Source organism: Streptomyces sp. NPDC054794, from assembly GCF_053611585.1.
In genome coordinates this window covers 300911-312734 of record NZ_JBSHAQ010000002.1, presented here as the reverse complement: position 1 = coordinate 312734, position 11824 = coordinate 300911, and the positions used below count along the sequence as shown (strand labels likewise).

At 72.9% G+C, this 11824-nt stretch carries 6 protein-coding genes; 1 reads left to right on the top strand and 5 read right to left on the bottom strand.

Annotated elements, in window-relative coordinates:
* Positions 1 to 153: 153 nt before the first annotated feature.
* From ACWGKT_RS03545 to ACWGKT_RS03525, 5 genes are all read right to left on the bottom strand, one after another.
* Positions 154 to 2421, bottom strand: a complete 2268-nt coding sequence (locus ACWGKT_RS03545; protein WP_453272289.1) for a bifunctional glycosyltransferase/CDP-glycerol:glycerophosphate glycerophosphotransferase — start codon at positions 2419 to 2421, stop codon at positions 154 to 156.
* Between the two features lie 164 nt (positions 2422 to 2585).
* Positions 2586 to 3494 carry a carbohydrate ABC transporter permease gene (locus tag ACWGKT_RS03540; protein WP_356142702.1) on the bottom strand — a complete coding sequence of 303 codons (909 nt, stop codon included), beginning with the start codon at positions 3492 to 3494 and terminating at the stop codon, positions 2586 to 2588.
* Positions 3491 to 4771, bottom strand: coding sequence for a carbohydrate ABC transporter permease (locus ACWGKT_RS03535; protein ID WP_453272288.1), 1281 nt, complete (start codon positions 4769 to 4771; stop codon positions 3491 to 3493). The genes ACWGKT_RS03540 and ACWGKT_RS03535 overlap by 4 nt, the downstream gene beginning before the upstream one ends.
* Before the next feature lie 70 nt (positions 4772 to 4841).
* Positions 4842 to 6218, bottom strand: coding sequence for an ABC transporter substrate-binding protein (locus tag ACWGKT_RS03530; protein WP_453272287.1), 1377 nt, complete (start codon positions 6216 to 6218; stop codon positions 4842 to 4844).
* Between the two features lie 157 nt (positions 6219 to 6375).
* Complete coding sequence (locus tag ACWGKT_RS03525; RefSeq protein WP_453272286.1) at positions 6376 to 9777, bottom strand: FHA domain-containing protein; 3402 nt, start codon at positions 9775 to 9777, stop codon at positions 6376 to 6378.
* 326 nt (positions 9778 to 10103) lie between these two features.
* On the opposite strand from ACWGKT_RS03525, the gene ACWGKT_RS03520 reads away from it, so the two are divergent.
* On the top strand, positions 10104 to 11738 hold the full coding sequence (locus ACWGKT_RS03520; RefSeq protein WP_453272285.1) for a serine/threonine-protein kinase: 1635 nt from the start codon (positions 10104 to 10106) through the stop codon (positions 11736 to 11738).
* Positions 11739 to 11824 lie beyond the last annotated feature (86 nt).

Sequence of the window (11824 nt, the reverse complement as noted above, 5' to 3'; positions counted from 1 at the left end):
TGTGTCTGTCCTGACGTCCAGGCCCTGTCGTCCTGGGGTTCAGGCCGTACGGAGGCGGCCGGGCCGCCCGGCCGGCCGCCAGGTGGACGGCCGGGTCGGGGTGGGCCGCGAGGTGTTGGGGGGCATCGGTACTCCCGATAGGCCAAACGGCGTTCAGTGGCTCTCGGTGACGGGGAGAGGGGCAGAAGGTTGCGACAGGGTTGCGAGCGGGGGCCGGGTGAGGGCCGAGGCCGCCGACGGCACGGGGTGGCGCTCGGCGAGCGGGATGAACGCCGGCAGCCCCGTCGTCTCGCCCAGCACGACGTGCCGTACGACCCGTTCGGCGGCGCGCCCGTCGTCGTACGGGCAGAACCGCTCCCGGAACGTGGCCCGCAGCTGGCTGGAGCGCGAGCCGCGCCAGTGGTCGGTCGCGAAGATGTCGATCAGCTCGTCCTCGCCGCGCGCGACCGCGCCCGGCGGGAAGGAGCGCAGGTCGAAGTAGGCGCCGCGGGCGGCCTCGTACGCCTCCCAGTCGTCGGCGTGGATGACGATCGGCCGGTCCAGGTTGGCGTAGTCGAACATGATCGACGAGTAGTCGGTGATCAGCGCGTCCGAGGCGAGGCAGAGGGACTCGACGCTCGGGTGGTCGCTCACGTCGATGATCCGCGGGCCCTGGCCCTGCGCGAGAGGGCCCGCGTGCCAGAGGTGGGCGCGGGCCAGGATCACGAAGCGCGGGCCGAGGCGGCGCGCCACACGCTCCAGGTCGAGGGCGGCGCACTGGGTGCGGCGGTAGTCGCGGTGGGTGGGCGCGTACAGGAGCGCCACCGAGCCCTCCGGGACGCCGAGTTCCTCGCGCAGTCGGGACACGTCCGCCGAAGTGGCCTTCTGGAAGACGTCGTTGCGCGGGTAGCCGTACTCCAGCGTGGTGTAGCGGCCGGGGTAGACGCGCTCCCAGGTCAGGGTGGTGTGCCGGTTGGCGGACAGCAGGTAGTCCCACTTGTCGACGCCCCTCAGCAGGGCCGCGAAGTCCGTGTTCCGGGCGGCCGCCGGGCGTTCCTGGAGGTCGAGGCCCATGTGCTTGAGGGGGGTGCCGTGCTGGGTCTGGACGAAGACCTGGCCCGGGCGCTTGACCAGCCGGCGGTCGAAGTTGACGTTGTTGACGAGGTACTTGGAGCGGGCCAGCGCCGTCCAGTAGGCGGCCGTGCCGGGACGCAGCCGGCGCGGGCCCGGCGGGAGCGTGTGGTGGTGCTCCGGGCGGGCGATCCACGCCGTGCGGATGTGCGGGGCGTGGCTGCGGAACGCGGCCTCCAGGGCGCCCGGGTTGCAGGAGTGGCCGCGTCCCCAGGAGGCGGCGAAGACGGCACGGTCCACGCGCAGCGGGAGGCGCAGCTGGACGCGGTAGTGCAGCTGGAGGGCGGCCGCCCGGGTGGCGCGGGTGAGCTGCGCGGCGAGCTTGCGGGCGCGGCGGCGCGCGGACATGGCCAGCTGGAGCATGCGGTAGGTGCGGTGCAGGCCCAGGCGGACCAGGGTGTGCCGGAGCCGGGAGCGCAGCGGGACCGGGGCGCCGGGGGCATGGTGGCGGCGGTAGTGGGCGCGGGCCCGGCGCAGGAACTCGGCGCGGGTGCCGCGCGGCAGCCGGTCGCGCCGGGTGAACACGGTCGAGAAGTGGTCGATCATGCGGCGGAACAACACCGGTCGCCACGGGGCGAGTTCGGGCCGCTCCTCGACGAACGCGAAGACGCGGTCGTACTGCTCGAAGATGTCGAAGTGCTTGCGGCTGGTGGTGGACAGGATGTTGCCCTGCCGGCGCTGGCGGTAGTGCACGCAGACCCGGTCCAGCGTCGCGATCGACTCCGCCGTCATCAGGACCGGGTAGGTCCACGGGGTGTCCTCGTAGTAGCCCGGCGGGAACACGAACCCCTCGCGCTCGACGAACTCCCGCCGGTACGCCTTGTTCCAGGCCACCATCAGCACCCGCAGCAGCCCGGGGCGGTCCGCCAGCCGGAACGGGGCCGGGCCCTGCTCGGTCAGCGCGAGCGAGACCTGGTTGCGGACGGCCTCGCCGGACCAGTAGGTGCGCGCGTAGTCGTAGACCAGGAGGTCCGGTTCGTCGGTCTCCTTGATCCGGTCGGCGATGGCGCGCAGCGCGTCCGGGGTCAGCGTGTCGTCGCTGTCCAGGAAGAGCAGGTAGTCGCCCCTCGCGTGCTCCATGCCGACGTTGCGTGCCGGGCCGAGCCCCTGGTTCTCGCGCAGGTGCACCGGTCGCACCCGTGCGTCGCGGGCCGCGTACTCGTCGATGATCGCCCCGCAGGCGTCCGGCGAGCAGTCGTTCACCGCGATGAGTTCGAGATCGGGATACGACTGCGTGAGCACCGAGTCCAGGCATTCGGACAGATACGCCTGGACCTTGTACGCGGGGACAATGACACTGAACCTGGGCAAGGGACATCCATGGGTCGGTCGGCGCGGGCGTTCTGCCCGGGAACGGCCGATGGAGTGAATTGGTTACGGTTCGTACGGCATGTGGGGGATGCCGGGTGAACTCCGAAGGGCGAGCCGGTGGCCGACTCGCCCTTCTCGTGTGCCCTGATGTGTTGGTCCGTCCGTTACTTGACGGCACCCGCCATGACGCCCGACACGAACTGCCGCTGGAACGCGAAGAACACGGCCAGTGGGATCACCATGGAGATGAACGCGCCGGGCGCCAGGACGTCGATGTTGTTGCCGAACTGGCGTACCTGCGTCTGCAGCGCGACCGTGATCGGCTGGGTGCCCGACTTGGTGAACACCAGGGCGACCAGCAGGTCGTTCCACACCCACAGGAACTGGAAGATGCCGAGGCTCGCGATGGCGGGCCCGCCCAGCGGCATCACCACCCGGGCGAACAGCCGCAGTTCACCGGCGCCGTCCAGGCGGGCCGCCTCCAGGAGCTCCCGTGGGATCTCCGCGAAGAAGTTCCGCAGCAGGAACACCGCGAAGGGCAGGCCGTAGCCCACGTGGAACAGGATCACCCCGAAGATCGTCCCGAACAGCCCGATCCTGCCGAAGAGTTCGGCGATCGGGATCAGCGCCACCTGCACCGGGACGACCAGCAGACTGACCACGCCCAGGAACCACCAGTCGCGGCCCGGGAACTCCATCCACGCGAACGCGTAGCCCGCGAGCGAGCCGATGACGACGACCAGGATCGTCGCCGGGACGGTGATCAGCAGCGTGTTCACCAGGGAGTCGGTGATGTCGCTGTTCTCCAGCAGCTTCTGGTAGCTGTCGAAGGTGAGCTGGGAGGGCTCGGTGAACACCTTCCACCAGCCGCTGGCGCTCATGTCCTCGGGCGTGCGCAGCGAGGAGACGAGCAGACCGATGGTCGGCACCAGCCAGAACAGGCCGACGACGATCAGGAACACCCGGACCAGACCGCCGCTGAACTTCTCTGCGATCCGCGAGCCGAGCGACCGCCGGGCCTTCACCGTCTGCGCGGGAGCCACCTTGCCGATGCTTCCGGCATGGGTCGTCATCGCCTGACCTCCCGCCTGAGCCTGCGGATGTTGAACGCCATCACCGGGATCACGAGCAGCAGCAGGAACACCGCGATGGCGCTCGCGATGCCCGGCTGGTCCTCCGCGAAGCCCTTCCGGTACAGCTCCAGGGCGAGCACGTTCGCGTCGTCCTGGGACGAGCCCGGCGCGATGATGAACACCAGGTCGAAGACCTTCAGCACATTGATCATCAGCGTGACGGCGACGACCGCGAGGACCGGCGCGAGCAGCGGGACCGTGACCCGCCGGAACACCTGCCACTCGTTCGCCCCGTCGACGCGCGCCGCCTCCAGCAACTCCCGGGGGATGCCGGCGAGCCCGGCCGCGATCAGCACCATCGCGAAGCCCGCCCACATCCACACGTACGAGCCGATGATGGCCGGGGTGACCAGCGAGGGGCCGAGCCACTCGACGCCGTTGTACGGCTCCTTGAAGTTGCCCGCCGGAAGCCGCAGCAGCGCGCCGTCGGCCTTGGCCGGGAGGGTGAAGGTGCCGTCGGAGGCCGCCTTCGTCGTGGCCACCACCTTGCCGTCCAGGACCGCCTCGATCTTCATCCCGGAGTAGCCGAGTTCGGTGGGGTCGGGGGCGCCCAGCCGTCCGACGCCCTTGCCCCGTGTGAAGTCCTGCCAGGTGGTGCCGGTGATCCCGGCGGGGTCCGGCTTCGCCGCGGCGGCCTTCTTCGCGCCGTCGGGCATCTGGTCGGGGGCCACGCCGACGAGGGGGAGGGCGACGACCTGGCCGGTGTGCACGGGCGCCTTGGTGATGAACCCGCCGTCCCGCGCGACCAGCGGCGACTCGCGGCCCGGGTGGGCCTTGGGGAACGCGGACGACTGGGCGAAGGTGTCGTGGACGCCGACCCACACGGCGTTGGCGACACCCTTGTCCGGGTCCTGGTCGTACACCAGCCGGAAGATGATCCCGGCGGCCAGCATCGAGATCGCCATCGGCATGAAGACGACCAGCTTGAACGCCGTTCCCCAGCTCACCCGTTCGGTCAGCACCGCGAAGATCAGGCCGAGGGCGGTGGAGACCGTGGGCGCGAACACCACCCAGATGATGTTGTTCTTCAGGGCGGTGCGGATGCCGTCGTCCGTGAACAGCGCCTTGTAGTTGTCGACCCCGGCGAAACCGTCGCCCGAGGCGTTGTAGAAGCTGCGGATGATCGAGTACCCGATCGGGTAGACCACGAGCGCGCCGAGCAGCACCAGGGCGGGCAGCAGGAAGAGCGCTGCCACGGTCCTGCGGGTGCCGGTCACGCTCTTGCGACGCTTCGGTGCGGCAGGGGCCGGTGGGACCCCTGCCGCCGCTGCCGACGTCATTGCCGGATCAGCTCCCGCTGCCGTACGCCGCCGCCGCGTCCTTCTCCAGCTTGGCCTGGGTGCCGGCGACGTCCTTCGGGTTCTTCAGGAAGTCCTGGAGGTCCTTCCACTCGCCCTTGCCGGGGGTGCCGCCGAAGGCCTGCGGGGCCTGGTCGGACATGTCGAAGCGGAAGTCGTCGCCCGAGGCGATCAGGGCCTTGGCGATCGTCTGCTGCACCGTGTTCGGGTACGCCGAGACCGGCACGTTCTTGTTCGGGGAGAGATAGCCGCCGAGCTTCGCCTGGATCGTCGCCGCCTCCGGCGAGGCCAGGAAGGTGGCCAGCGCCTGGGCCCCCTTGGAGTCCTTCAGGATGACGGCCGCGTCGCCGCCGGAGACCACGGGCGCGGTGGAGCCCACCGCCGGGAACGGGAACACCTTCGCGTCCGTGCCCACCTTCGCCTTGGTCTCACCGATGTTGACCTGGGCGAAGTCGCCCTCGTAGACCATGGCCGCCTTCGGCTGGTCGCCGCCGGTGAAGGTCTGGGTGACCGAGGCCGGGAACTCCGTCTGCAGCGCGCCGTCCGCGCCGCCCGCCACGTAGTTCTTCTTGCCCCAGACCTGCGCGAGCGTGGTCAGCGCCGCCTTCACGGAGGGGTCCGTCCACTTGATCTTGTGCTGGGCGAGCTGGTCGTACTTCTCCGGGCCCGCCTGCGAGAGGTAGACGTTCTCGAACCAGTCGGTCAGGGTCCAGCCGTCGGCGCCGCCGACGGAGAACGGGGTGACACCCGAGTCGTAGACCGCCTGCGCCGCCGTCAGCAGCTCCGGCCAGGTCTTCGGCTCCTTGGCGCCCGCGTTCTCGAAGGCCTTGGCGTTGTACCAGATCAGCGACTTGTTGGCGGCCTTGTAGTAGACGCCGTACTGCTTGCCTTCGACCTTGCCGATGTCCTGCCAGCCCTGCGAGTAGTTCTTGGCGAGCTCGGCCTGGGCTTCGGCGCCGAGGGGCTTGGCCCACTTCTTCTGCACGGCCTGCTTGATGGCGCCCGGCTGCGGAAGCAGGGCGACGTCCGGCGGCTGACCGCCGGCGATCTTCGAACCGAGGAAGTTGATGATCGGGTCCTGGGCGGGCACGAAGGTGACCTTGGCCCCCGTGCGCTTCTCGAACTCCGCGAGGACCTGCTTGAAGTTCTTCTGCTCCTGACCGGTCCAGACGGCGGCGACCTCCAGGCTCGTGCCGTCCAGCTTGGGAAGGCTGAGGCCGGAACCGGTCGCGGTGGTGCTGTGGCTCTCGGTGCCGTCCTTGTCGTCGTTGCTTGAGCAAGCGGTGAGCGCGAGCGCTCCCGCGAGCAGGGTGGCGAGTGTCGTGACGGCCCTGTTTGTCCGGATGGTGTTGCTGCTGCTGCGCATCACTGCCCCGTTCTTCGTTCTCCGTTGAACGTCCGAGCGCTGTCCCGTGCGGTCCGGTCTACGCCCGGCCACTCGAAGGCGGCAAGAGCACCCGCGCTGTCAACCGGGTGATCGTGACCGGCTCGTGACCAGGGGTGTATGCGGGGCGATGCGGGGCTTACAGCAGCGAGGGAACCTCCGCCGCGCCCACCTCCCGCGCCGCCCGCTCCACCGCGCTCGCCAGGAGCGCCAGGTCGGTCGGCCCGTTGCCCAGTTCGCGCACGGGACGGCGGGCCGGCGGGTCGCCCATGCGGTGCCACTCCACGGGCACGACCGTGGGGCGCTGGGTCGCGGTGCGGGGGATGCGGCCCGTCACGCGGCCTCCCTGGAAGGCGGTGACGCGTCCGTCCGCCGACGTCAGACGCCCGCGTCCCGGTGCCGGTTCGTCCGGTCCGGCGGTCGGGGCGTCCAGTGTCACCCGCAGGGTGGCCCGGCGCGCCGGTTCCGTCTCCGCCGTACGGCCGCCGGTGCCGGCCGCCACCACCAGGTGGACGCCGAGCCGCTCGCCCTCCTTGGCCACCGCCTCCAGCGCGCGTATGACGGACCCCGCGGCGGGCCGGCCGGGCGAACCGAGCGCGGGGGAGACCAGCGCGTCCAGGTCGTCCACGACCACCACGAGCCGGGGCAACGGTGGTGCGGCCTCGGTTTGCTGACGGGCCGTCGCCGAGGGCCGCAGCCGCAGCGTCGAACTGGGCGGCGCCTCTATGTCCCCGTTCCCGGACGCGGCGGGCCGCGCGGTGGCCGTCCGCTGCGGGACCATGCGGCCCGACACCTCGTGGTGGGCGTGCCAGTCGGCGAAGTCGGACCGGCCGAGCAGTTCGGCCCGCCGCTTCAGCTCGGCGCTCAGGGACTGCGCGAACTCCCGCATCCGGACCGGGTCGTTGGCGGTGAGGTGGGTCGTGACATGCGGTATGTCCGTGCAGACGCGCAGGCCCTCGCCGTGCCCGGCACCCGTGCCGACGCCGTCCCGGCCGTCGATCAGGACCACGCCCAGCCGGTCGGGACGCTCGGCGGCGGTGAGCGAGGCGACGACCGCCCGCAGCAGCTCCGTACGGCCGCTGCCGGGCGGTCCCTCGATCAGCAGGTGCGGTCCGTCGGCGACCAGGTCGGCGCTGAGCGGGCCGCGCGGCCCGGCGCCCAGCACGGCCCAGGCCCGCCCGCCGAGCGACTGTGTGTCGTCGGCGGCGTCCGCCCAGCGCGCCATCAGCGACGCCGGAGTGGCCCGGGCGAGGCCCAGCTCGTCCAGGAGCCGCGCCGACTGGGGCAGCGGTGCGGCCACGCGCGTGTGCCGCTCACCGGCCGGGCCGTCCGTGCGCAGCGGCGCCAGCGCCCGCGCGAACCGCTCGGCCCAGGCGGGGGAGACGGCGTCGACGGCGGCGACGGCGCCGGGGCCGACGGGGTGCGCCGCGGCGCCGTGGGCGTCCGCGCGCGCGACGCGCACCAGGTGCAGCGCCGTGGCGACGTCACCGCCGAGCAGCGCCACGGCCCCGCAGGCGCGGAACGTCGGCGCGACCGCGCACGCGGCCTCGTACGTCTCGGAAACCGGCGAGGTGGGCGACGCGGGTGCCGTCTCGGCGAGGCACACGACGTGTATCCCGGCCCGCGGCCCCTCCAGGGCCAGCCGGGCCACCGACTCGCGCAGACCGGCGCCGCCCGGGTCGCCGTCCACGACGACCACGGTGTACGGCCCGGCGAAGCCGCCCGTCCCGTCCGCGTCGTCCCGGGCCCAGGACGGCCGGCGGGCGGCTCGCCGCTCGCCGTCGGCGGCGTCGCCGTGCGCCGCGGCCGACGGGCGCGGCGCCGCCGTCCCGTCGGCCAGGTACTCCTCAAGGCGGCGCAGGAGTTCCTCGGTGCGGGCCGCGGCCTGTTCGCGGTCGAAGGCGAGCAGAAGGCGGCAGTCCTGGCCGTGGCCCGGACGGACATGGGGGAGCCAGCCGAGCCAGGACCACTCGGCGGTGCGCTCCTCCAGGGTGCGCGAGCGGTCCGCGCTGAGCAGGACGAGCTCCAGGGAGTCGGGGGAGTGCAGCGCGGCGAGCTGGGCCAGCACGGCGCGGGCCAGCCCCGACAGCCGCGCGCGCGGACCGGCCAGGCCCAGCGACCCGGCCTCGCGCAGATCCGCGGTCACCGGCACGGCGGGCAGCAGGCCCGAGCCGCCCGGCACCGCCCGGTCGGCCGTGCCCAGCCGCACCGTGAGGGTCTCCGGGTGGGCCGGTCCGCGCTCCCACAGCCGCGGTCCGGGCCCCAGCGCCGTCAGCAGCAGCGCCGCCGGGTCCGGCCAGGTCTCGGGCAGTCGCGGCAGGCCCTCGGCGGGGGCGCCGATCTCGACGCCGCCCTCCTCGCCGTACGCCTCCGCGTCGGCCGTCGGCTGTTCGCCGCGCCCGCCGGCCAGTCGGCGTGCCCACTTGCCTATCCCGCGCCTGCGCACGCCCGGGGGGACGTCGGTGCCCCGCAGGGGGGTGCCCTTGCGGCCGCCGGGGGCGGCTTCCCGGTGTTCGTCGCGTTCCTCGCGCGCGCGGGCGTCGGATTCGGAGAGGCCGTCGTCCGGTGCCGTGCCGTGGGCCGTCGTGCCCGGGGGCGTGGCCCCGAAGGAATGGCCCGGGCCACCGACGCCGAAGCGGCCGGCGTGGGTGTCCGCCCCGCCGCTCACGGAGCCCCGGGTCTCGATCCGCGGTGCGCCGCCCTGACCGGGGACCACGGGCGCCTCCGCCGGCAGGTGCTCCTGGGCGTCCGGGTCCTCCCAGCCCGCCGAGCCGTACGCGTGGTGCGTGGTTCCGTCCGGGGTGGCGCCGCTCGCGGTGTGCGTCACGCGCGCGTGGGGCTCCGCGGCGTCGTCCGCCGCGGCCTCGTCCAGGGCCACCCGCACGCACCCCTCGCCGTCCGGCACGGTCTCCACCCGGGCGCCCGGCCCCCCGGACGGAGCAAGCCGCAGGGCGGATTCGCCGATTCGCAGCAGGGCCCCCTCGGGGAAGCGCACGGGGCGGGCGGACACGCGGGTGCCGTCCAGGCTGGTGCCGTTCGTGGAGTCGAGGTCGGCGAGCGAGACGCGGCCGTCCGCGGCGACCGTCACCGCGCAGTGCAGGCGGGAGACGTCGGGGTCGTCGAGCGGGACGTCGGCGTCGGCGGAGCGGCCGATGGTGACCTGGCCGCCGTGCAGCAGGTGGACGCCGCCCGCGTCGGGGCCCGCGACCACGTGCAGCTGGGTCGGGGCGTCGTCGAGCTCCGGATGCGGTTCGGGATCGGCGGGCGCGCCCAGGGACAGCACGGCGCCGTCGACCAGCGGGGGTTCGCCCAGGGTGCTGCGGCGGGCGTCGAGCCGCTCCGCGCCCGCGAACAAGACGACCGGGGCGCCGCCGGCCTCCCGGCCCACGCTCCCGTCCCCGGAGACCGCCGAGGATAGTGCCGACGCCACCGCGGCCAGGTCCGTGCCCGCGGGCGCCGTGACCAGCACGTCGCGGCTCGCGGCACGGCCCCGCTGCGGGGACGGGCCAAGCGGGTCTACGACGGTCAGCCGGATCTGCATCGGCGTCAGCGGTCCCTTCTGCGCGGGCGCGGACTACCCCCCACCCCACGAGCACGTCGGCCAGTACTGCAGGCATCCTCGCACCTGCCACTGACAACGCGCCCGCGACCCGGTAATAAGTGATCTTGATTGGTCAGCTCTGCCCCTAAAAGTGCCTGACCAGTACCTCGTCGGCGATCACTTGAGATCGGTCACGTCCGGCTTCGGCAACCGGGAGACCAAGGCGAGCGTCTTTCCTTCGAACATGCTCGGGAACGCGTACGTAGTGCCCAGGGGAGCGGCACTACAGTGGTCGGAACACCAGCAAGCAGCAGGGAGCACATGACGTGCGGCCGGTAGGCAGCAAGTACTTCCTGGAGGAGCCGCTCGGACGCGGCGCCACCGGGACCGTCTGGCGAGCCCGCCAGCGTGAGACCGCGGGCGCCGAGGCGGCCGTGCCCGGGCAGCCCGGTGAGACCGTCGCGATCAAGGTCCTCAAGGAGGAGCTCGCGAGCGACGCGGACATCGTGATGCGGTTCCTGCGGGAACGGTCCGTTCTGCTCCGGTTGACCCACCCGAACATCGTCCGGGTCCGGGACCTGGTGGTCGAGGGCGAACTGCTGGCGCTGGTCATGGACCTCGTCGAGGGCCCCGACCTGCACCGCTACCTGCGCGAGAACGGCCCCTTCACGCCCGTCGCCGCCGCGCTGATGACGGCGCAGATCGCCGACGCGCTCGCGGCCAGCCACGCCGACGGCGTCGTGCACCGCGACCTGAAGCCCGCCAACGTCCTGCTCCAGCAGCGCGACGGCCAGCTGCACCCGCTGCTCACCGACTTCGGCATCGCGCGCCTGGCCGACTCCCCCGGCCTCACCCGCACCCACGAGTTCGTGGGCACGCCCGCGTACGTCGCCCCGGAGTCGGCCGAGGGCCGCCCGCAGACCTCCGCCGTCGACATCTACGGCGCCGGCATCCTGCTGTACGAACTGGTCACCGGCCGCCCGCCGTTCTCCGGCGGCAGCGCCCTCGAGGTGCTGCACCAGCACCTGAGCGCCGAGCCGCGCCGCCCCTCCACCGTGCCCGACCCGCTGTGGACGGTCATAGAGCGCTGCCTGCGCAAGAACCCCGACGAGCGGCCCAGCGCCGAGAACCTCGCGCGCGGCCTGCGGGTCGTCGCCGAGGGCATCGGCGTGCACGCGAACTCCGCGCAGATCGCCGCCGCCGAGGGCGTGGGCGCCCTGCTGGCCCCCGACCCGGCGCCGACCGCCGTACCGGGGGCCGCCGATCCCACCCAGGTGCTGCCGACCGGCTCGGCGCAGGGCGCGTACGACCCGAACGCGGCGACCAGCGTCCTGCCCCACACCGGCGGTCCCGCCGGAGCGGCCGACCCGACCGCCGTCCTGCCGAACACCGGCGCGGCGGACCCCACCGCCGTGCTGCCGCAGGGACAGCGGCCCGACCAGCCGCACCCCTGGCAGAACCAGCTGGCCGCGGCTCGCGACCGCAACGAGCAGACGCAGATCCAGTACCTCGACCCCGACCAGGACCCGCTGCGCCGCCGCCCGCAGCGGCAGGTGGCCCGGCCGCAGCAGCAACAGCAGCCGCGCCGGCAGCAGCAGGGCCCGCCGCCCGGCTACGGCTATCCGCAACAGCAGCAGCCGCAGCAGTACGCCCCGCAGCGTCAGCAGCCTCAGCGGTACGCGCCGCCCGCCGCCCCGCCGGAGCCCCAGCGGCCGGTGCGCGAGCCCCGGCAGCCGAGGCAGCGCAGCGCGAACCCGATGAAGATCCCCGGGCTCGGCTGCCTGAAGGGCTGTCTGTTCACGATCGTCATCCTGTTTGTGGCGGGATGGCTGATCTGGGAGTTCAGTCCGCTGCAGCACTGGCTCGGAACGGGCCGCAGTTACTGGCAGGAGCTGACCCACTGGGCCGGCACCGTGAGCGACTGGGTCAAGAAGCTCGGGAACGCTACCGGCAGTAACTGACGATTGGCCTGTTGATTTGTCGATATCTGGCGGGTGATTTCCGCCTCCGTGGTGAAGGTTGGCTCGTCGGACGCGTACTTTTAGCG

What these genes read in the sequence shown, in the direction of transcription:
- ACWGKT_RS03540 (WP_356142702.1), bottom strand. Translation starts at nt 3,494, where the DNA reads ATGACGACCCATGCCGGAAGCATCGGCAAGGTGGCTCCCGCGCAGACG.
- ACWGKT_RS03530 (WP_453272287.1), bottom strand. Translation starts at nt 6,218, where the DNA reads ATGCGCAGCAGCAGCAACACCATCCGGACAAACAGGGCCGTCACGACA.
- ACWGKT_RS03525 (WP_453272286.1), bottom strand. Translation starts at nt 9,777, where the DNA reads ATGCAGATCCGGCTGACCGTCGTAGACCCGCTTGGCCCGTCCCCGCAG.